This window comes from Kocuria sp. ICS0012 (genome assembly GCF_001665945.1).
Taxonomy (GTDB): Bacteria; Actinomycetota; Actinomycetes; order Actinomycetales; family Micrococcaceae; genus Kocuria; species Kocuria marina.
On record NZ_LZMM01000083.1, the window covers coordinates 25,389 to 46,929 of the forward strand.

General features: G+C 70.1%; 19 protein-coding genes. 7 read left to right on the forward strand and 12 right to left on the reverse strand.

Annotated elements, in window-relative coordinates:
- The first annotated feature begins 143 nt into the window (after nt 1-143).
- From A5728_RS15000 to A5728_RS12775, 4 genes are all read left to right on the forward strand, one after another.
- Nucleotides 144-1,109: a hypothetical protein gene (locus tag A5728_RS15000; RefSeq protein WP_064847419.1), complete on the forward strand. Its 966-nt coding sequence runs from the start codon at nt 144-146 to the stop codon at nt 1,107-1,109.
- A 63-nt stretch (nt 1,110-1,172) separates the two neighbouring features.
- On the forward strand, nt 1,173-1,889 hold the full coding sequence (locus A5728_RS12765) for a response regulator transcription factor (RefSeq protein WP_064847420.1): 717 nt from the start codon (nt 1,173-1,175) through the stop codon (nt 1,887-1,889).
- 19 nt (nt 1,890-1,908) lie between these two features.
- Nucleotides 1,909-3,216, forward strand: coding sequence for a sensor histidine kinase (locus A5728_RS12770; protein ID WP_231885654.1), 1,308 nt, complete (start codon nt 1,909-1,911; stop codon nt 3,214-3,216).
- Nucleotides 3,213-4,238, forward strand: coding sequence for a hypothetical protein (locus A5728_RS12775; protein WP_064847421.1), 1,026 nt, complete (start codon nt 3,213-3,215; stop codon nt 4,236-4,238). The genes A5728_RS12770 and A5728_RS12775 overlap by 4 nt, the downstream gene beginning before the upstream one ends.
- A gap of 58 nt (nt 4,239-4,296) precedes the next feature.
- On the opposite strand, the gene A5728_RS12780 is transcribed toward A5728_RS12775, so the two are convergent.
- Nucleotides 4,297-4,935 carry a hypothetical protein gene (locus tag A5728_RS12780; RefSeq protein WP_156523467.1) on the reverse strand — a complete coding sequence of 213 codons (639 nt, stop codon included), beginning with the start codon at nt 4,933-4,935 and terminating at the stop codon, nt 4,297-4,299.
- Nucleotides 4,936-5,152: 217 nt separating this feature from the next.
- On the opposite strand from A5728_RS12780, the gene A5728_RS12785 reads away from it, so the two are divergent.
- Nucleotides 5,153-5,818 carry a DNA-3-methyladenine glycosylase I gene (locus tag A5728_RS12785; protein WP_082943480.1) on the forward strand — a complete coding sequence of 222 codons (666 nt, stop codon included), beginning with the start codon at nt 5,153-5,155 and terminating at the stop codon, nt 5,816-5,818.
- A 3-nt stretch (nt 5,819-5,821) separates the two neighbouring features.
- Here the strand turns inward: A5728_RS12785 and A5728_RS12790 are convergent, their stop codons facing one another.
- The 6 genes from A5728_RS12790 to A5728_RS12815 form a co-directional block, all read right to left on the reverse strand.
- Complete coding sequence (locus tag A5728_RS12790) at nt 5,822-7,396, reverse strand: dihydrolipoamide acetyltransferase family protein (protein ID WP_064847423.1); 1,575 nt, start codon at nt 7,394-7,396, stop codon at nt 5,822-5,824.
- A 54-nt stretch (nt 7,397-7,450) separates the two neighbouring features.
- On the reverse strand, nt 7,451-8,425 hold the full coding sequence (locus tag A5728_RS12795; RefSeq protein WP_064847424.1) for an alpha-ketoacid dehydrogenase subunit beta: 975 nt from the start codon (nt 8,423-8,425) through the stop codon (nt 7,451-7,453).
- Complete coding sequence (locus tag A5728_RS12800) at nt 8,422-9,603, reverse strand: thiamine pyrophosphate-dependent enzyme (RefSeq protein ID WP_064847425.1); 1,182 nt, start codon at nt 9,601-9,603, stop codon at nt 8,422-8,424. Before A5728_RS12800 ends, A5728_RS12795 begins: the two co-directional genes overlap by 4 nt.
- Before the next feature lie 94 nt (nt 9,604-9,697).
- Nucleotides 9,698-10,858, reverse strand: a complete 1,161-nt coding sequence (locus tag A5728_RS12805; RefSeq protein ID WP_064847426.1) for a histidinol-phosphate transaminase — start codon at nt 10,856-10,858, stop codon at nt 9,698-9,700.
- A gap of 44 nt (nt 10,859-10,902) precedes the next feature.
- On the reverse strand, nt 10,903-12,936 hold the full coding sequence (locus A5728_RS12810; RefSeq protein ID WP_156523469.1) for a hypothetical protein: 2,034 nt from the start codon (nt 12,934-12,936) through the stop codon (nt 10,903-10,905).
- Between the two features lie 179 nt (nt 12,937-13,115).
- Complete coding sequence (locus A5728_RS12815; RefSeq protein ID WP_064847428.1) at nt 13,116-13,535, reverse strand: hypothetical protein; 420 nt, start codon at nt 13,533-13,535, stop codon at nt 13,116-13,118.
- Nucleotides 13,536-13,717: 182 nt separating this feature from the next.
- Here A5728_RS12815 and purB point away from each other — a divergent pair, with 182 nt between their 5' ends.
- Complete coding sequence (gene purB / locus A5728_RS12820; RefSeq protein WP_369795640.1) at nt 13,718-15,151, forward strand: adenylosuccinate lyase; 1,434 nt, start codon at nt 13,718-13,720, stop codon at nt 15,149-15,151.
- 204 nt (nt 15,152-15,355) lie between these two features.
- On the opposite strand, the gene A5728_RS12825 is transcribed toward purB, so the two are convergent.
- The 5 genes from A5728_RS12825 to manA form a co-directional block, all read right to left on the reverse strand.
- Nucleotides 15,356-16,519: a hypothetical protein gene (locus A5728_RS12825; protein ID WP_231885655.1), complete on the reverse strand. Its 1,164-nt coding sequence runs from the start codon at nt 16,517-16,519 to the stop codon at nt 15,356-15,358.
- A gap of 38 nt (nt 16,520-16,557) precedes the next feature.
- Nucleotides 16,558-16,896: an acylphosphatase gene (locus tag A5728_RS12830; protein WP_082943481.1), complete on the reverse strand. Its 339-nt coding sequence runs from the start codon at nt 16,894-16,896 to the stop codon at nt 16,558-16,560.
- Nucleotides 16,897-17,152: 256 nt separating this feature from the next.
- Nucleotides 17,153-17,815, reverse strand: a complete 663-nt coding sequence (locus A5728_RS12835; protein WP_064847430.1) for an SDR family oxidoreductase — start codon at nt 17,813-17,815, stop codon at nt 17,153-17,155.
- 199 nt (nt 17,816-18,014) lie between these two features.
- Nucleotides 18,015-18,608 carry a TetR/AcrR family transcriptional regulator gene (locus tag A5728_RS12840; RefSeq protein WP_231885656.1) on the reverse strand — a complete coding sequence of 198 codons (594 nt, stop codon included), beginning with the start codon at nt 18,606-18,608 and terminating at the stop codon, nt 18,015-18,017.
- Between the two features lie 54 nt (nt 18,609-18,662).
- Entirely contained in the window at nt 18,663-19,862 is a 1,200-nt protein-coding gene (manA, locus tag A5728_RS12845) for a mannose-6-phosphate isomerase, class I (protein WP_064847440.1), read from the reverse strand.
- Nucleotides 19,863-19,941: 79 nt separating this feature from the next.
- Between manA and A5728_RS12850 the strand changes: the two genes are divergently transcribed.
- Nucleotides 19,942-21,351, forward strand: a complete 1,410-nt coding sequence (locus tag A5728_RS12850) for a phosphomannomutase/phosphoglucomutase (RefSeq protein ID WP_064847432.1) — start codon at nt 19,942-19,944, stop codon at nt 21,349-21,351.
- The last annotated feature ends 190 nt before the right edge of the window (nt 21,352-21,541 follow it).

The following is a 21,541-nucleotide window of genomic DNA, read 5'->3' on the forward strand; positions in this document are numbered from 1 at the left end:
CCGTCCCGCCCGTCCCGCCGTGGGACATTCGCCCGCGTCCCACGACGACGTCGCACCCGGCGTCCCGGACCCGTCCCACGGTCCCGGTCTCGATAGACTTCTGGGGACCCGCCACCGGAATCCCCGCCGAATCGAGGCCCTCCATGTCCCCCTCCACCGCTCGCGATCCTCTCGATGACGGCAACGCACCCTGGACCGAGCCGACCTCCCGGGTGAGCCCCGCCGGCGATGCCCAGGCCACGCGCCCCCTCCCCCGTCCCGGGGTCCGGCACGCCGACGCCGCGGCCGGCGACACCGCCACCCTGCCGTCGGTCTCCCCGTACGACGACGTCCGCTCCCCCGCCCGGGACACGGCACCGCGCACGGGACGCACCGGCGTCGCCTCCGGACGCCTGCACCCGCGGGACGAGCGCTCCGGCAACACGGACCCCGTGGGCGACGACCACCTCACACCCCCGAGCGAGCGGATCTCGGCCGAGGCCGCGTGGGACTCCATGCGCCCCGCGGTGCGCCCGGAGGGCTCCACCGCCGCGGCCCGGCCCACAGTGGAGGAACTGCGGCGGCGGCAGCGCCAGCACTTCGGCGGTATGCAACTGATCCCCGGGGTGTTGGGACTGCTCACGGCCATCTCACTGGGTGGCCTGTTGCTCACGCTCGCCGGGCTGCTGGGACCCCAGCTGGGCCTCGACGTGACCCGGGGAGCGGGCGACACCCTGGCCCGGGCATGGCAGGCGCCGGGGGCGGCGCAGTCGTGGATCGCCGTCGCCGTCCTGGGCGTCGTGGAACTGCTCTCCATGATCGCGGGAGGGTACGTGGCCGGGCGCATGGCGCGCTTCTCGGGGGTCGCCCAGGGCGTGAGCGTGTGGCTGTGGTCCCTGCTGGCGCGCGCCGTCGCCTCGGTCGCGGTGTTGCTGTGGGCCGACGCCGCCACGGCGGCCGGTCCCCGCTGGGTCGCGCAGGAGCTGATCGGGAGCGATGTGGGAATGGGTCTCATCGCGCTCGCGGGCCTCGTGCTGCTGGGACTCGCGGGCGCGGTCCTGGGCGGGGTGTGGGGCATGCGCTACCACCGTAAAGTGGACGCCTGGACGGTTTCGAATGCAATAAGCTAGTAGACTTCCGTTCTGTCGAGGGTCTGGGCTGGGTCCTCACTGGGGAGTACGGAGGAAATTTCTATGCCTTCAACACTCGTCGCCGTAGTCGACGATCATGAAGTGGTCCGTGAAGGCGTGCGCCTGGTGTCCATGACATCGCTCGCGGACGTCAAGCTCGTGGGGTCATCAGATTCCGTGTCCACCCTGTTGGACCAGTTGGGCCGGGACCCGGAGAATCCCGCCCTCACCGCGCAGGGCTCGAAACGCATCGAGTGCGACGTCGTCCTGCTGGACCTGTCCCTGGCGGACAAGTCACGCCCGGCGGGCAACGTGGAACGGTTGCGCAGCGCCGGGATGAAGGTGCTGATCTTCAGCATCGGCGAGAACGCCGGGTTGATCCGCGAGGCGCTGCGCGCCGGCGCCCTGGGGTTGGTGCGCAAATCGGACCCGCTCGAGCACGCCATCGAGGAGGCGCGGGCGATCGCGGACGGCAAACCCGTGATCACCAAGGAACTGGCCGCGGCCATCGACGGGGACGTCGAGTTCTCCCGCGCCGCCCTGTCCCCGCGCGAACGCGAGACCCTGCGCCTGTACGCCTCCGGGTTCGCCCAGGTGCAGGTCGCCCGCCGCATGGGGATCAAGCAGTCCGCGGTGAAGACCAACATCGACCGGATCCGTGAGAAGTACGCGCGGATCGGGCGCCCGGCCCCCACCAAGATCGACCTGCGGATCCGCGCGATCGAGGACGGTCTCGTGGACCCCGAGGACGACGTGGCGAGCGCCGAGAAGAAGCTGTGATTCCCCCACCGGACACCCCGTGATCCTGCTGGGGAGGCCACCGGAGGGCCGGGCCCGCTCCTACCGGACGGTCAACACGCGGTTGCGGTGGAAGCGCTTCTTCGCGACCACCGCCCCGGACGAGCTCGGGCTGAACACCTACCGCGCCCACTGGTTCGCGATGATCGGCTTCGGCGTGTTCGCCGTGACCCACCTGATCGAGGCGCTGCCCATCTTCGCGCAACAGCAGCACTCCCTCCACGGGTGGTACACGATCTTCCTGTTGGCGCTCGCGGTGCTCCCCGGCCTCACCCTGTTCTACGGGTTGCGCCATTCCGTGCGCCCCTGGGTGTTCCTGGCCTACACGGCCGTGGTCTCCGCGGCCATCCTGGCCCTGCCGCTCGCGTGGACGGGTGAGCCCATGCCCCAGAACCCCTGGATCTCGGGGTTCATCATCCTGGCGGTGGGAGCGGCGGCGGTGCTGTGGAGCCCCACGGCCGCCATCCTGTACATGATCATGAACGAGGGCGTGTACGCCCTGATCTCCGCCCTGCTCATCACCGCGGAGCCCATCCCGGAGTCATGGCTCACGGCGGGACTCTCCCGCATGGTGTTCAGCCTCATGCTCGTGGTGGTCCTCACCGCCGGCAAGCACGGTGTCGAGCGCATGGACATCGCCTACGCCGAGGCCTTGTCGCAGACGCTCGCGCTGCGGCGCAGCCGTTCGGAGACCGCCGACCAGGAGCGAATCGACCGGTTGATCCACGACAACGTGATGGCCGCCCTGTTGGACGCCTCCCGCACCCGGGGTGTCCTACCCAAGCGCACGCGCCAGCTCGCCGCACGGGCCCTGGACATCCTGGCCGAGGAGTCCGACCGCCCCTCCGCGAACCACACCGTGATGGTCCACGTGCTCATGGACGAGCTCATGGAGGCCCTCGCCCCGTGGCGCGCACGTGTGCGATTCACCAACCTGCGGGCACCCATGCGGCCCGTGGGCGAACCGCGGGTGTTCGTCCCCGCGGACGTGGCGCACGGTTTGACCCAGGCCGTGACGGAAGCGGTGTCCAACAGCGCCCGGCACTCGGGCAGTGAGTACACGACCGTGTCGATGGAGGGTGAGCTGTGCCCCGCCAGCGGGACCAATCCCGAGGGCTTCTTCCTGCGGTTCACGATCAGTGACGACGGCCGGGGCTTCAACTACTACGACGTCCCCAACCGGCGGCTCGGGGTGCGCGTGTCCATCGTGGAGAACCTTGAGTCCATCGGCGGACGAGTGTCCCTGGACACCGCACCGGGGCGTGGGACGCGTGTGACGCTGGTGTGGCCCAAGGACGTGACGGCATGAGCGGGTCCACGCGCGCGGTCTTCGCCCACCGCCACATGCGCCTCACCCTGCTGGCGGCATTCTGCGCACCCTTCGTGGCCGCCGTGGGCTACCTCCAGGATTCCATCCGACCCGAGCAGTTGGCCGTGTCCGTGGTGAACTACGCGCTGGCCGGGTCCATCATCGCGCTACCCCGCTGGGACGGTTCCCAGTTCCCCCTGATCCCCACCGCGTTGACGTCCGTCCTGTTCCTGGTGGCCGCCCAGCAGGGCTACGCCGCGACCCCCGTGACGCTGCAGGCGGGACAGACCCCGTGGTTCCATCTCGGGTTTATCGCCCTGTTGTTCGGCCTGGGGATGCGACGCCGCCCCGGCTGGGCCTTCGCGGTGTGGCTCGGTGTCACGGTGTTGTCCGTGAGCCGGTGGCCCGTGGTCAACGGGGTGATCATGCCCATCGAGGCATATCACGTGGTGGGCATCGCCGTGGTGCTCGTGACGTGGATGGTCGAGCGGCAGTACGACTTCTTCATGCGGGGCAGACAGGACACCCAGCGCCTACTGGCCACCGCGCGCAGCCGCGACGAGGCCGAGAAGGGGATGCGCTATGCCTCCAACCGGCGGGTGGACGAGGTCCGCCGGTTGGCCGGTGGGCTGCTGGAGCAGATCGCCAAGGATTCCTCCGAGGTGACCGACTACGACGTCCAGCAGTTCCGCCTCACCGAGGCCCAACTGCGGGACAGTATCCGCGGTCGCTCCATCGCGACGCCCTACATCCTGGAGCTCACCCGCGCGGCACGTGCCCGGGGGATCACCGTGGACATCCTGGACGAGCGCGGCAGTGCTCCGTCGCCCGAGGTTCTGGAAGCCACCACACAGCAGCTCTCGGCGATCCTCGCGAACGCCCGCTCCGGCGCCGTGACCGTGCGGGCTCTGCCCCCGGGTGACCCCACCGCGGTGTTCATCGTCCACGACTCCCAGGACCCGGACGCCGATCCCGTGGCCGTGGAGATCGCAGACGGCACGGGGGCCGTTTCCGTTTTCTGACCCCGGATGCCTCGAGCGTGCATTCCGCATGACGACGCCGCGGCGCTGCGTCTCCCGGTCAGGCCACGCAGAAGCTGATGCTGGGAATGGCGAGGAATTCCCACCCGCCCGCGACCGGCGCCGTATAGGTGAAGGTCAGGGACGAGAACCGCGATGTCGTGTTCGTGCTCATGACGTTCCGTACCGTTTTCGTCTGTGAACTCACGTACTCCGCCGAACGAAAAAAGGTGGCCCCCGCAGCACCCCTCGTCGCGTTGGCGGGCGTCAAGTCCCCCGTCATGACCCAGGGTTGATCCATCATCGCGGTGTCTGTGTACTGGTATGCGCCACTCGACAGGGTGCTGTTTGACCGGGTGATGTCCAGGATGGTGATGCTCGCCGACGTCAGTGGGACCGGGAATTCGAACGTCACCCTGGTGGTCGTGTTGTACCCGATGTTCAGCACGAGCCCGGGAGATGCCTGGGTGAGCCCGGAGATGGGATAAGGGGCTGTGCTCGTCGGGTAGCCGTTCTGCTCGCCTTGGTAATCCATCTTGCCGTTGAACTTCGAACTGTACATCCCGGTTGACGGGCCGACACTGCGCGGATTCACCGCCTCAGCTTTGCCGCCACGGACAACTCTCGTGGTGACCGTGACGGACGGCGCGTTCACCTGCGAGATGGCTGTGCCCGTCAGCCCGTTCGCGTCCGTACCCACCGCGAATTGGGAAAAGCTGTAGTTGTAGCACCCCCCCGCACCGGCCGGACCCCGCCATGGACCGGCCCCGCCCACCATGTACCCGCCTCATCCACGACGGTCCCGCCCCGCGGCAATCGCCCTGCACAGCGCGCCCGCCGGGCGGGTTCACACGCCGGTGATACCCGGGGGCCCGCGAGCGCGGATCACAGGACATCACCCGCCCTAGCGTGCTGCCATGACGACTTCATCGGAGACCACCTCGGCAGATGCCCAGGACACCTCACATTCCACGCCCCACACCGCCTTCCGGGTGGTGCACTGCGGGGACGGGTTGGGGCGCTGCCCGTGGGCCGTGAGCACACCCGGGGCGCTCGCGGATCACGATCACGACTGGGGGACGGCCCCCTCGAGCGCGGACGAGTACTTCGCCACGCTCACCCTGGAACTCGTGGACTCGGGGCTGGCCCGGTGGTCGCAGTCCGCGCGCCACGGTTCGTGGTACCTCCACATGGCCGATCTCGAACCCGCCCGCGTGTCCCTGTTCGACGAGGACGACGTGGACGACCTCCTCGTCAACGCCGAACTCATCCGCAACCGCGCCAAGATCGAGGCCGTGATCCACAACGCGGAGGTGTGCCGGGACTGGGACATGGACCGGTGGCTCGCGCTGCTCGAGGAGGCCGGGGTGCCCTTCCCAGGTGACGCCCCGGAAGCGGCGCCGGACAACGCGCTGGAACTCCCGGACAGTTCTACGGAGTCCCGCCGACTGTCCCAGGTGCTGCGATCCCACGGCATCGTGCTGGTGGGCCCGGTCACCGCCTACCGATGGTTGCAGCGCATCGGCCGGGCACCGGGCCACCTCGCCGGGTGCTTCCGCACGGAGCCGGGCGACGGCGGCTGAGCTTCAGTCAAGCAGCAGAGCGGGTTCCTCGAGGATGCGGGCCACGTCCGCCATGAACCGCGCGGAGAGGTCACCGTCCACCACGCGGTGATCGAAGGAACCCCCCAGGGTCGTGATCCACCGCGGGATGACGTCCCCGTCCACGACCCACGGCTTCTGCTTGATGGTCCCGAAGGCCACGATGGCAGCTTCACCGGGGTTGATGATGGGGGTTCCCGTGTCGATGCCCAGCGCACCGATGTTCGTGATGGACAGCGTCCCGCCCTGCATGTCCCCCGGCTGGGTGCGCCCGGCGCGCGCGGTCTGCGTCAGCTCGTGCAGCGCGATCGCCAGCTCCCGGAGGCTGAGGTCCTGCGCGTCCTTGATGTTGGGAACCAGCAGACCCCGGGGCGTGGCCGCGGCGATGCCCAGGTTCATGTAGCGCTTGATGATGATCTCGGTGTCGGTCCACGTGGCGTTGACCTGCGGGTTGCGGGCGGCCGCCCAGATCACGGCCTTGGCCAGGATCAACAGCGGCGTGACCTTCACACCCTCGAAGTGCGGGGACTGCTTGAGCCGCTTGACGAACTCCATGGTCCGTGAGGCGTCCACCTCCACGAAGATCGACACGTGGGGCGCGCTGAAGGCGGACTTGACCATGTTCTGGGCGGTGGCCTTGCGCACGCCCTTGACGCGGATGCGTTCCTCCCGCACGTTGGCCGGCTGGCCGGTGTGGGTCCAGAACGTGTCCGGGCCGTCCTCCACCTCGCGCAGGTGTGCCGCGTAGGCGAGCAGGTCGCGTTTGGTGACCTGGCCGCCGTCGCCGGTGGCCTGCACGTCCGCGAGATCGATGCCCATCTCCTTGGCCGCCTTGCGCACCGGGGGCTTGGCCAGGTTCGGACGGCGCGGGATCGACGCCGAGGCGGGCCCCTGTTCGGCACCCTCGTCCCGAGACTTCAACCAGGACTCCCCGCGGTCCCGAATCTTCCCGGCCTTCTCCGCGAGGTCCACGGCGGCACTTCCCAGTCCCGTGCGGGACAACCGGTCCGCCCAACCGTGCTTGCGCTCGTCGGCCGGCCCCGCGGCGTCGTCGGCGCGGGAGGTCGAGGCGCTCAGACCCTGGGGCGCCTCGGCGTCCGTGCGCATGCCCACGCGGGTACGACGCCGCCGACGCACCGGGTCCGCCTTGGGCCCCGAGCCCACGAGGGCCTTGCCCTGGGCGGAGTCCATGCTGCGCCCCGAACCGGACGTGGCGTCCTCACCGGTCGACGCGGCGGTGTCGGGCGCGGGGGCGACGGCCAGACCGTCCTCCGGGGCGGAACCCGTGTAGCCGGGGTCAGTGGCACCGGCGGGAGCGTCGTCGGCGGAGCTCACGGAGATGATGGGCGTGCCCACCTCCACGGTGTCCCCCTCCGCGACAAGGATCTCCTGGACCGTGCCCTCGAACGGCGAGGGCAGCTCCACCACGGACTTGGCGGTCTCGATCTCCACGAGCACCTGGTTGACGGACACGGTGTCCCCCTCGGACACCTTCCAGGCCACGATGTCGGCCTCGGTCAGACCCTCACCCACGTCGGGCAGTGTGAATACCTGGGACATGACTTCTCCCTCCGGGCCACCGTGTCCGCGCCGGATCACGGTGGGGTGGATGCTCTAGTAGGCGAAGGACCGGTCGAGTGCTTCGAGCACCCGGTCCAGATCCGGGACGTAGTTCTCCTCCACGGCTGCGGGAGGATAGGGCAGGTGGTAGGCGCCCACGCGCAGCACGGGAGCCTCGAGCGAGTAGAACGCACGCTCGGTGACGCGCGCGGCGATCTCCCCGCCCAGACCACCGAACGTGGGGGCCTCGTGGGCGATCACCAGGCGACCCGTCTTGCGCACGGACGCCGTGACGGTGTCGAAGTCGATGGGTGACAGGCTGCGCAGGTCGATGACCTCCACGCTGCGCCCGTCCTCCCGGGCGGCCTCGGCGGCGGCGAGCGCCACCGGCACGAGCGGTCCCCACGCCACGATCGTGGCTTCCTCACCCTCGCGGATCACGGAGGCCTTGAACGGGTCCCCCGGGGAAGTCTTCTCGTCCACCTCGCCCTTGAGCCAGTACCGGCGCTTGGGTTCGAAGATGATGACGGGGTCGTCGCACGCGATGGCCTGCTGCGACATCCAGTAGGCGTCCTGCGCGTTCGACGGCGCGAGCAAGCGCAGTCCCGCCGTGTGGGCGAACAGCGCCTCCGGGGATTCCGAGTGGTGTTCCACGGAGCCGATCACACCTCCGTACGGGATGCGGATCGTCACGGGAACCGTGAGCTGCCCGTCCGAGCGGGCGTGGATCTTGGCCAGCTGGGTCGTGATCTGGTTGAACGCCGGGAACGTGAACCCGTCGAATTGGATCTCGCACACGGGCCGGTACCCGCGTTCGGCGAGGCCCACCGCGGTGCCCACGATCCCCGCCTCACCGAGGGGTGTGTCCAGCACGCGGTGCGCACCGAACCTGGATTTTAGCCCCTCGGTCACGCGGTACACGCCGCCCAGGGAGCCGATGTCTTCCCCCATGAGCATGACCTTGGGGTTCTCCTCCATGGCCCGTGCGAGCCCGGCATTGATGGCCTTGGCCACGGTCAGCTGTGTCACGCGCCGGCTCCTCGGGTGTCGTGGTCGTCCATCTCGTCCTGGGGTGCGAAGCCCGCCTGGTAGTCCAGGTACTCGGCGCGTTCGGCGTCCACCAGTGAATGCTGCTCGGCGTACGCCTTGGCGAAGGAGTCCTCGAACCGGGGCGGGGTCATGGCCAGGACGTCCGCGCGCATGCGCTGCGCGATCTCGTCGTTCTCGCGCGCCACGGTCTCGAAGAACTCGTCCTCGACCCCGTGGGCGTCCCGCAAGTGGGCCCGCAGCCGGTCCACGGGATCCAGGTGACCCCACTGCTCTTCCTCGTCCCGTTCGCGGTACTTGGTGGGATCGTCCGCCGTGGTGTGGGCCCCCATGCGGTAGGTCTCCGCCTCGATCAGCACGGGCCCCTCTCCCGCGCGGATCTTCTCGAGCGCGTACCGCGTGGCCGCGACGACGCCCAGGATGTCGTTGCCGTCCACGCGCAACCCCTCGAAGCCGTAACCGGCCGCGCGCGTGGCCAGGGGCACGCGGGACTGGGTCGCGAACGGGACCGAGATGGCCCACTGGTTGTTCTGGATGAAGAACAGCACGGGGGCGTCGTAGGACGCCGCGAAGACCATGGACTCGTGGATCTCACCCTCGGTGCTCGCACCGTCCCCGAAGTACGCGATGACGGCCTCCGGGTCGGTTTCCGGCGGAGTGCCCGCATCCTGGGCGGCCTTGCGGTCCAGGGCGGTTCCCATGGCGTAACCCACCGCATGCGGGACCTGGGAGGCGAGCACCATGGTGTAGAGGTTCAGGTTGTGTTTTTCCGGGTCCCAGCCCCCGGCCGTGATGCCGCGGAACAACCGCATCAGATCGGACGGCGCCACACCGCGTTCTAAGGCCACGGCGTGTTCGCGGTAGGACGGGAAGATCCGGTCGGTGGGCAGCGTGGGCCACACAGAACCGACCTGGGCGGCCTCCTGACCCCGCAGGGGCACCCACAGCACGAGCTGGCCCTGACGCTGCAGCGAGGTACCCTCCTCGTCCACGCGCCGCGCCCCGGTCATGGAACGGTAGAGGTGCTGCAACTGTTCGACCGTGACGTCCGCGACGTACGGGGACAACAGGGCATCGTCCGCGATCGCCCCCTGTTCGTCCAGGATCTGGTGACGTGGGAGCGTGCTGGGCACGGCGCCTGCGTGGGTGCGTGATGCCATGGGTGGTGTCGGTCCTTCCGCTGTCCTCGCCTGCCGTCTCGCCACCGTCACGGCGATCCGGGCGTGCGCGGGGTTCTCGGTACTCGTAACGGTCTCAGGGCTGCCCAGGCAGGGGCATGGTGCTGGGGTGCGGGAACGCGGCGCACAGTTCCAGGAACCGGGTGTTCGCCTCGGGCTCCCCGAAACTCACGCGCACCCCTTCCGCACCGAAACGCCGCACGGACAGGGCGTGCTGATCGCACAGCTGTGAGAACGCTTCGCCGTGCTCCCCGAGGGGCAGCCACACGAAGTTCGCCTGGGTGGGCGGGTACTGCCACCCCAGGTCGTCGAGTCCGCGCAGCACGCGCTCCCGTTCGTCCACGACCCGCTGGACCCGTTCCTCGACCTGGTCGATGTTCGTGAGGGACGCGATCGCAGCGAGCTGGGCCACCTCCGTGACACTGAACGCCGGCGCGCTCTGGCGCAGGTACTGCGTGACCTCCTGCTGGGCCACGGTGTAACCCACCCGCAGCCCGGCCAGACCGTGGGCCTTGGAGAACGTGCGCAGGGAGACCACATTGGGGTGATCACGGTAGAGCTCGATTCCGTCGGCCAGGCCCTCGGCGCGCTGGAACTCCCAGTACGCCTCGTCCACGACGACCACCACGTGGGACGGGACCCGCTTCAGGAACTCGCGCACGGCGTCGTCGCGCAGGCTGGGGCCCGTGGGGTTGTTGGGGGTGCACAGCAGGATGACCCGCGTGCGGTCGGTGACGGCGCGGGCCATCGCGTCGAGATCGTGCGAGCCGTCCGGGAGGTTGGGCACCTGCACGCCGAGCGCGCCGGCCAGACCCACCGAGATCGGATACGCCTCGAACGAGCGCCACGCGTGGATCACCTCGTCCGGGCGACCGTCCTCCCCGGAACCGGCGAAGGCCGCGAGCAGTTGGTTGAGTGCGCCCAGGCTGCCCGCACCGGCCACGACGTCCTGCGCGGGGACGTCCAGGTACTGCGCCAGGGCCTCACGCAGGGCGCTCGCGGCGGGATCCGGATAGCGGTTGTAGGCGTCGAAGGACGCGAGCGCCTCCCGCACGGCCGGAACGGGACCGAAGGGGTTCTCGTTGGATGCCAACTTGTAGGCCACGAGACCGGGGATCCCGGCGGCCGACTTGCCCGCGGCGTACGCGGGGAGCTTGCCGAGTACCGCCCGCGGCGTAACGCGCGTGGTCCGCTGCGGTGACCCCTGCGATCCGGGAGCGGGCGTGGAAGTTTCCATAGCTGCCATGCTAACGCCAGGGACCGCCCCACTTCGTCGGTGCCTCAGTGTTCCTCCCGTCCCTCGTAGACGTACGTTTCGGTGCGCGTCCCGGGCCCATGGGGCACCGCGTCCGCGAGCCGCTGCTCATGGGCCACCACGACCGGGTGCCGCGAATCGGTGATCCCCTGGGCGCCCACCGTGTACACGTACATCTCATGCGCCCCGATCCCCCTGAACCCCTGCTTCAGGGTCAGCGCATCCTGATAGGGGGTGTTCACGCGCACCGTGGATCGGTGGTCGGCATCCGGGTTGGGCACGCCGTCCAGGGTGGGCACGACGTCGTCCACGTGTTCCACCGCCATCACGGACGTGCCCTCGGGGATCTCGAAGTCCCCCACGGGCGAACCGAACGTGGTGACCGCGGCGACGTCATAACGCTCACGGAACGCACGGTTGGCAGCCAGCCCAGCGGCGTCGATCCCGCCCAGGCTGTGGCCCGTGAGCACCACGGTGTCCCCGGAGCGGATGCCCGCGTCCTGCAGCGCCTGCACGGCCATGCGCTGCGCCTGGGGCAGCTCGGTGAGTGCAGCGTCCGGTTGCGCCGTGATGCCCTGCCCGATCCCCTTCAGATCATGCACGCCGGGACTGTCCTCCCACTTCTCGGTCCCGGTCAGCACCACGGAGTACGCCGTCCTCCCGTTCCCGTCCGTGGCCTTCTGCACCATGACCGTGCTGTTCTCGACCTGCGCCCCGTCCGGGCCCGCGCCCGAGACGATGTTCTTGGCGTCCTCGAGCGCCGCGGCGGTCCCCGCGATCGTGGTGGGCACGGCTCCCGCGTGCCGCACCCCCGCCGGAAGCGGTCGCTCGGGCATGCCCGTCATGTGGTGGCGGGCCGCGTTCGCGGCGGTCACCCCGGTGAACACCTCCCGGCGTGCCTCGCGTAACGCGCGCGGGGCGAGCACCGGTCGCAGGGCAGCCGGTACACCGCGGTCGAAGGCCTCTGCCGGGGTCAACCGGCGCCCCTTGCGATACGGCGTGTACCACGCGATGCCCGCCAGAGAAACCGACAGCACGGCGGCCGAGGCGGGCGCGAGCATGGCCCCGAGCACCCCGGGTTCCTCCCCCGCTGCATCCCGCCACGGGTCGCCCGCGCCCCCAGTGGTCTTCTCGGACCTGCCGTACGCGGTGAGCAACCCCACGGCCAGCGCTCGCGCGTGCTGGCCCAGCGTTAAGGGCCTCGGCGCCGACGACGCCGCACCGCCGGTTCTCCCGCCCGGCTCCGCCGCGACGGCGCCGGGCCCTGGTGCGTCCGCACCGGCTCCCGGGGTGCCCGCACCGGCTCCCGGGGCGGTGTGGGACCCGGAGGCACTCCCGCCGGGCACGACGGGGTACTGAAGCAGCCCATCCATGAGATCGTCCAGGCCAGGCCCGCGGATGAGGGCGTCGGTCCCGCGCGGACCACCTCCCCGGATGAGGAGCCCGTACTGCCACGGCTGGACGCGCTCGAGGAACTTGTGCGGTGAGTCGATCCCCGCGCGAGCCAGTGCGACGTCCAGGTCTTCCAGGGTCCGACCGCAATCCCGGGCCAGAAGGCGGGTCACACCGTACAGGGGCAAACCCCACACCCGCCCCGCCAGGAGGGACGTCAATGCCCTCTCCACGGTCTCGTAGTTCTGCCGCGCGAGAACCAGTCGCGCGGCAGAGGCCTCCAGTGCGGCGATCTGCGCGAGCAGGTCGCGGCTCACGAGATCGGCGAGCGCCCCCGCACCCGCCAGGGACGGTTGCCCCGTGAGGGACCACAGGTGCAGTTCGGCGGTGACCGGGACGAGCCCGGCGAGGACGCCGCCCACGGTCTCGACCACCGCGGTGAGCGAGCCCTCGATCCCCGAGATGACGTCCGTGTCCACCATGACCGCGGTGCCACCCGGGACGTCACCCAAGACCTCCATGCTGGTTCTCGCGCCCTCGGCGGCGGCTGCGACCCGTTCCGGGTCCGCGTGGCCGTCCGGCGTGGGGCGTTCCCCGGAACCAGGGGTGAACAATTCGCTCTGGAGGTCCTCGGCCCGCCCGTGGACCTCGGTCACGCCGTGTTCCATGCTCACGGCAGTGTCCCGCGGAGACGAGGCGGCCGCATCTTCCGCAACCGGCACGGCGGCGGGGCCACCTCCCGCCACCGGCACGGCCGACCTCCCGGCCTGTTCATCACCCGCGGCCGGCACAGCTGCGTCCTCCGAAGATCCGGTGCTCGAGCCCAGGACCGTCCGCGCCGCCGCGGTCACGGCGACCCGCCCCACGACGCGCTCGCAGCGTGACCCATCGCGAGTCCCACGCCCAGCACCGTGCTCAGTGCCGCGGCCATGGGAGCTCCCACCTGGGCGATGCTCTCCACAGCCGCGACCCGTTCCGCGAGCGCGGCCGCTCCCGTCCGCACGAGCTGAGCGGTTTCACGACAGCGGTGCGAAACGTCTCGCAGTTCCTGCTCGTGGCGATCGGCGCGGGCCCGGAAGGACCTGGCACCCGGGCCCTCCCACGCACCGTGGGTCTCCGCGAGGGACGCGATCCGGGAGGCGAGCCCCGCGAGGTGCTCCGCGGCGTCGTCGTAATGACGTGCCACGAGGCAGAGTCGTTCGTGGACCAGCGCCGAGACCGCCGACGGGGACGTTCCCGGGAACACCGGGCTCGCGATTTGTGACATGACCGGTTCCTTCCCGCGCCCCACCACGCGGGCGCTACGCGACCAGGCTAGGGAACGGCGATCCTGTGCTCGGGCGGCCCCGGAAGCATGTGTATCCACGCCCTGCTCGGCCATCCCGAGGACCGCGGTGCAGGACGTTCACCGCGGCGAGGGGCGCCCCGGCGCGTGAAAGAATGAGGGCCATGTCGAACACCGCGCAGACCCTCCCCTCCGGACGTGTGGCCCTGAGCCAGCAGTCACCCGCCATCGCGCTGGGACCGCTGGACGGCCGTTACCGCCCCCAGACCGCCGTGCTGGTGGACTACCTCTCGGAAGCGGCGCTAAACCGCGAACGGGTGCACGTGGAGGTCGAGTGGTTCATCCACCTGTGCGAGCAGCGAGCGCTCACGGGTCTGGAACCCCTCTCGGATGAGCAAAAGAGCGGTCTGCGCGCAATCGTCGCGGACTTCGACGCCGCGTCGGTCGCGGAACTGGCTGAGATCGAGGCCGTCACGGTGCACGACGTCAAGGCGGTGGAATACTACATCGGGCGCAGGCTGCCGGGGCTCGGCCTCGAGCACCTGACGCCGCTCGTGCACTTCGCGTGCACGTCCGAGGACATCAACAACCTCTCCTACGCGCTCGGCATCCGCGATGCGATCAACCACGTGTGGTTGCCCGCGGCGCGCGAACTGGTCGCGGCGGTGGCCACGATGGCGCGGAACGCGAAGGCCACCCCCATGTTGTCTCACACCCACGGCCAGCCGGCCACGCCCACGACCCTGGGCAAGGAACTCGCAGTGTTCGCGCACCGCCTGGGCCGCCAGGTGCAGCGCGTGGCGGACACCGAGTTCCTGGGCAAGCTCAACGGCGCCACCGGGACGTTCGCAGCGCACACCGCCGCGGCCCCGGACACGGACTGGCCCGAGACCTCCCGGTCCTTCGTGAACCACCTGGGGCTCACGTGGAACCCGCTGACCACCCAGATCGAGTCCCACGACTGGCAGGCCGAGCTGTACGCGGACATGGCCCGGTTCAACCGGATCCTGCACAACCTCTGCACGGACGTGTGGTCCTACATCTCGATCGGTTACTTCCACCAGATCCCGGTGGAGGGTGCCACGGGCTCCTCGACCATGCCACACAAGGTCAACCCCATCCGCTTCGAGAACGCGGAGGCCAACGCGGAGATCTCGTGTTCGCTGCTGGACACGCTCGCCGCAACCCTCGTAACCTCGCGGTGGCAGCGGGACCTCACGGACTCCTCGTCCCAGCGCAACATCGGGGTGGCGTTCGGTCACTCGTTGCTGGCGGTGTCCAACGTGCTCAAGGGCCTCGACCGCCTGGACGTGGCGCAGGAGGTGCTCGCCGAGGACTTGGACCAGAACTGGGAGGTCCTGGGCGAGGCCGTGCAGACCGCCATGCGCGCCGAGGCCATTGCGGGCCGCGAGGGCATGGACAACCCCTACGAGCGGCTCAAAGAACTCACCCGCGGCCACCGCGTGGACGCCGACCGGATGCGCGAGTTCATCGCGGGCCTCGGCCTCTCCGAGGACACCGCCCGGCGCTTGAGCGAGCTGGGCCCCGGGCAGTACACGGGCCTGGCCGAGCAGCTCGTGGACCGTTACCTGGACTGAGCCGCCGGTCCGGCCCGACGCCGCCCGGTCCCGCCCCCGGAGCGGCTCCGAGCAGGGCCGAGGCAGCACCAAACACCTGTGTCCCGGAACAGCACGCTCCACGCGTGATCACGTGCTGTTTCGGGACACAGATGTATTCGGGGGGCCCGGCGGAACTCACGAGCGCCGCCGGGCACCGCATGACCCCGCCCGGGGTTGTGCGCCCTACTTGCGCTTCTTCCGGCCCTTCGCGTCGGACTCCAGTTCCTTCCGATCACCGTCGGGGGAACCGTCCTCGAACTTCTCCGCGCGCTCACCCAGGGCAAGGTTGGGCGGGAACTCATCCGGGAAATCCCCGAAGGCCTCGCGTGAGGCCTTGATGACCTGGCGGGCCATGGCCAGGTTGGCGCCGCCCCCCACCACGGCCCCCAGACCGAACGGCAGCGCGCGGCCCAGCACCGCGCCAGACTGGCGGGCCAGGAACCGCTTGACGAACATGTTGCGGATCGAGCGGCCCACGTCGAAGCGCTGGGAGCTGTCCGGGGACTTGCCGAGCATCAGGCCCCACTTGCTCGTGAGGCTCTTGCTCGCGGACGAGCTGGACAGCAACTGGCCCATGAGCGCGCTCCCGTCCTCGCCGAGCATGAGCGCCATGATCATGGTCCGGTTCTGCTGCTCGTCCTTGGGCTCCACCCCGTGCAGTTCGGCCATGGCCTGCGCGTACAGGGCCGTAGCCTCCAGGTAGCCCGCCACGACGGCGGAGGACAGCCCGAGGGACGCGATGGTGCCGATCCCGGGGACCGCCGCGGTGGCACCCACGGCACCGCCGCCCATGGTCACGGAGCGCAGGTAGAGCTTCTCAGCGCGCTTGGCGATCTGGGCGGGCGTCTCCTTGGGGTGCTGCGCACGCTCCCGTTTGAGCGCCTTGACCACCCACGGCTGTTGGATGCGCAGCACATGGTCCAGGAACTTGTTGACACCGGGCTTGGGTTTGCCGTTCTCATCGAACGCCTTGTTCAGGGGGTTCAAGTCCATCAACGACCACTCCTCGAAACGGGTTGGGGGTGTTCGGCGGGTACCGCCGAACACATCAGCACCACTATTCCACAGCGCGCAGCGCTTTCGGCGTGCCCGACCCACGGCGCATATCATGCGCGCGGCCGACGACGCCGCCACGGCCCCGTCCCACGCGCGGCTCACCCCGGAGTCCTGCCACCGCATGGCCGCGAGCAACATCATGGGCAGCTGCTCGAAACCGCCCACCGTCTCGATCTTCAGTATCACGTCCATGGACGTGGCATCGAGCTCGGACAGCTGTTCCAGCAGATCCGCGACATCGTCCGCGCTGCGCACGAAGGACATGTTCACGAGGTCCGCGTGCCGCGCCACGAAGCGCAGATCAACGGCAGGTGAACTCCGCCCGCGGGTCAGTGCGTGCTGAAGTCGGTGAACGCCCCCGTGGACGGGCCGAAGTGCTCGTCCACAGTGATCACCGCACCGGGGGTATCCCGGGAGATGAGCGCCTGCAGCAGCTCACCCACGGCCCAGCGCGGACCCTCGACCACGACGGTCACGGTGCCGTCCGGGTTGTTGGTGGCACTTCCCACGAGTCCCAGTTTCTCGGCCTGACGCCAGCACCAGTAGCGGAACCCCACGCCCTGCACGGTCCCGTGCACCACGGCGGTGAGGGCGATGGTCCCGTTTAGGTCCAGCTTGTCCTGGCTGCGGCCGGCTGACGCGGCGGGATGAATCGACGGCATCTCCATGCCCCCAGCCTAGAAGACCCCAGCCTGGAAGACCCCGGTCGGAGCGACCCGGCAGACAGGGCCCGCAGGTCCGGAGCGGCTATCACGACCGGGCGCCGGGGCCGGCTGTCGGGCCGAGCTGCAGGAGCCCGAACCATCAGCGCCTGATTTGCGGGGCCCGATCTGCCGCGACCGGGCGTGAGAAATCGCCCGGTCCACGCGGGCCCCGGTGGGGCCCGCCACGGACCGGGCGATCACGACTGACGAACGCCGCAGGTCAGCTCAGGTTCTCGAGCGCCTCAGCGATCGGGGTGTCACCGTCGGAGAACTCGATGAACTTCCCGGCGGTGCCCCGCGGATCGGCGAGCGCCCGGGCGGCCACGAGGGCCACGTTGCCGCGTGCCGTCTTCTTCTCGTCGTCGCTGCCGGCGCGGCCCAGCGTGATCTCCCCCGAGGGGTCGTCGTCGGTGAGCGCCCCGGGGCCCAGGATGGTCCACTCGAGGGAGCTCGCGCGCAGGTGGTCGTCCGCGTCCGCCTTGGACTGCGCGTAGGAGTAGAAGTCGTTGTCCTCGGGGACCCCGTGGTCCTGCCCGGCGCCCATGTAGGACACCATGACGTAGTGCGTGACGCCGGCGGCCTGCGCGGCATCCATGGAACGGATCGCGGCGTCCCGGTCCACGGCGTACGTGCGCTCGGGGTCGCCCCCGCCCGCGCCCGCGGACCACACGACGGCGTCCTGGCCGGAGAACAGCTCCGTCATGGCCTCAACGTCCAACTCCTGGACGTCCGCGACGACCGGTGTTGCCCCGGTGTTCTCCACGTCCTGGCTCTGTTCCCGCTTGCGGATCACCGCGTTGACGGTGTCCCCCTGCGTGGACAGCAATCGGCTCAGCTGCAGCGCCACCTTGCCGTGGCCACCGATGATCGTGATCTCGGACATTGCGGGTCCTTCCTGTCGGAACGGGTGTCGCGGGGACAGCGCGTGCCCCCGACATCCGGTACAGCATGCGTCAGCGGCGGATTATTCCGAACCCCCGGGGCCCACCCGGTCCCCCTGCCGCCGCGCGATATGGGGGTCCTCCGCGCCCGGCGGGGCCGGAACGCCTCGGCCTCACGGGCCCGTCACACCCTGCGGGACCTCAGTTCTCGAGGCCGCCGTTGGCGAGGCTCGCGTTGAGCACCCGGGCGAGGGTCGACAGGTCTGCGTCCTGCTGTTCGGCGAGTGCGTCCGCGAGCACGCCCAGTAGGCCGTGGACCACGAACCGGTCCCGGATCTCGACGACGCCGCGGTCCTCCCCGCTCTCGCGATCCTCCCGGAGGCTGCGCAGACCCGTCATGGCGTGTTCCGCGACCGCCCTACGTGCCAGGGAGGGACCGGGCCCGCACAGCATGGCCCGGTAGAACTCCTGGTGCTCGTCCAGGTGCGCCACGAGCGGGGGCAGGACCAGGTCCAGCGGACTGGCCTCGCGGTTCTGCAGGGCGCTCGGGGCCAGGGGGAGGCGGGCCAGCAAGGATTGCGTGGCGCCGAGCAGCACCTGGTCCCGCGAGCCGAAGTTCTCGTACACGGCCTTGCGGCTGACCCCCGCGGCCTGCGCGATCTCGGTCATCCCCACCTGGGAGCCCCGGCGCGCAACCAGTTCGACGGCGGCTTCCACCACGGCCGCACGGGTGCGTTCGATCCGCCGGTCCATGTGCGCTCCAATATCAGGGTCGTAGAAAGGGTGCCCATCCATTGAACGCTCAAACAGGAAATTACGCGACAACCTAAAGGGTGAGACCCGAAAACCTCAGCGCGCGGGCGTAACCGCCTCCACGAGGAACACCCGCCCGTCCCCGCTCAGGGTCACCGTGCTCGGGGTCTCCAGGCAGATCAGGGACTCGCCCGACGTCGCTCGCGCACCCTCCGCGTCCGCGTCACCAGCAGAGCGCGCGGAGACCTCCACGTCCCCCTCGGTCACGAGCACCATGCACACCCCCGCGAGCTCCCGGGTGACGGGGCGCTGCGGGCTCACGCGCACCGCGGCCAGGGAGAGAGCGGGGTCCCACAGCGTGTACCGCACCACGCCGTCCTCGGCCTCGCGCGGTTCCAGGACGCTCACGGGTTGCTGGGCGGTGGCCATGACCCTCAGCAGTTCCGGGACGTCCACGTGCTTGGCGGTCAGACCAGCGCGCAGCACGTTGTCCGAGCACCCCATGATCTCCACCGCGGTGCCGCTGAGGTACGCGTGCACCTGTCGGTCCGGGGTGAACAGGGCTTGGCCGGGGGCCAGGTGCACCATGTTCATACACAGGGCCACGAGCAGACCCCGGTCACCCGGGTAGTGGTGGGTCAACAACCGGATCAGGTGCGTCGCGCGTTCCACGGGATCCGCCTCCGCGGACAACCGGGGTTTGTCCGCGTCCTCGCCGCGGGGCGAGGTGGCCGGGGTGGTATCCGCAGCGGTGACGCACGTGCGCACGGCGGCGGCAGCGGCGTCGTCGTCGAGCTCGAGCGCATACTGCACGGGACACTCGGACGCCGCGGCGTCCGCGAGCCACGGGAGGTTCAGTTCCCGGGCGAGGCGCTTCAGGTCGGCCCGGTCCTGCTGACCCGCGAGCAACCACATGGGCGACAGCGCCACGACCGTCTCCGGTTTGGCGCGCTCGTCCTTGTAATTACGGTGCGCGGAGTCCCGCGCGACGCCCGCGGCGTTCTCCCGCGCGAACCCCTCACGGGCCTGTTCCTCGGACGGGTGCACCTGGATGGACAGCGGCGCCGCGATCGCGAGGATCTTCAGGAGGAACGGCAGGTCGGGGGCCACTTCGTCCAGGCCGCGCTGGACCCCGTCGAGGGTCACCCGGGACGGAGCGCTCGCGTGGGCACCCATCCACAGCTCGGCCTCGGGTTCCTCGGTGGGTGCGGAGCGCCCCTGCATGCCGGCGAGGACCGATCGCGATCCCCACGCGTAGTGCTGGATCGGATTGGTCATCCTCAAGAACTCGGCCATGTCGAACATGTAACCACAGCGCCCCGGAAAACGCCGGACTACCGGGGTTCACCGATCCCGCTCACGTAGAATCGGGACGGTGACCACAGATCTTTCCTCATCATTCAAGGCGTACGACGTCCGCGGCATCGTGGGCGAGAGCATCACCGCGGACAGCGTGCGCGCCACCGGTGCCGCGTTCGTGGACGTCCTGGGCCTGGTCGGCTCCGGGGTGGTCGTGGGCGGCGACATGCGCCCCTCTTCCCCCGAGTTCGTGGAGGCGTTCGCGGCCGGCGCCACCCGCCGCGGTGCGGACGTCACGGTGATCGGCAGCATCTCCACGGACGAGCTGTACTTCGCGTGCGGCACCCTGGACAGCGCCGGCGTCACCTTCACCGCGAGCCACAACCCGGCCGAGTACAACGGCATCAAGATGGCCAAGGCCGGGGCCGTCCCCGTCTCCTCGGACACCGGCCTGTACGAGATCCGCGACGTCGCACAGCGCTACCTGGACGCCGGGGAGATCCCGGCCTCCGAGCACCGCGGCCAGGTCTCGCGCCGGGACGTACTGGGTGACTACGCCCATTACCTGCGCAGCCTGGTGGACCTCTCCGGGATCCGCCCCCTCAAGGTCGTGGTGGACGCGGGCAACGGGATGGCCGGGCTGACCACTCCGGCGGTGCTCGGGGACGCACTGTTGGACCCGCTGCCGCTCGAGATCGTCCCGCTGTACTTCGAGCTGGACGGCACGTTCCCCAACCACCCCGCCAACCCACTCGAGCCCGCCAACCTCGAGGACCTGCAGCGGGCCGTGCGCGAGCACGGTGCGGACATCGGGCTCGCGTTCGACGGCGACGCCGACCGCTGCTTCGTGGTGGACCAGAACGGTGATCCCGTCTCCCCGTCCGCGGTGGCCGCGATCGTCGCCGAGCGCGAGATCACCCGGGCCCGCGCCGCGGGTGAGGACCGGCCCGTGGTGATCCACAACCTCATCACGTCCAAGGCGGTCCCCGAGCGGATCGAGGCCTCGGGCGGGCGTGCCGTGCGCACGCGCGTGGGCCACTCCTTCATCAAGGCGGTCATGGCCTCCGAGCGCGCCGTCTTCGGCGGTGAGCACTCCGCGCACTACTACTTCAAGGACTTCTTCAACGCGGACACGGGCATGCTCGCCGCGATGCACGTGCTGGCCGCGCTGGGTGAACAGGACGCGCCGCTGAGCGATCTCATGCGCATGTACGACCCCTACGTGGCCTCCGGCGAGATCAACTCCGAGATCGAGGACAAGGCCGCCGCGGTGGACCGCGTCCGGGCACACTTCGCAGCCACGGACCCCGCCGTGCAGGTCGAGGACATGGACGGCACCACGTTCACCCACCCCGAGCAGGGCTGGTGGTTCAACCTGCGTCCGTCCAACACCGAGCCGTTCCTGCGGCTCAACGTGGAGGCCCCGGACGCCGCCGCCATGGAGTCGGTGCGGGACACCGTCCTGCAGCTCGTCCGGCAGGACTGAGCCCGCCCGGGCGCCGCGGGTCCCCCCCGCGGCACCCCCGCTCGAAACGCCATCCCCGGGCCCCCGCCGCGGGCTGCCCGGGACGGCCCGCAGAACACGACGACGCCGCGCGGCCCCCGGGGGCCCCGCGGGGCGGGGGGGGGGGCGGGGGCGGCGGGGGGGCGGGCGCGGGGCCGCGGGGGGGGGCCCC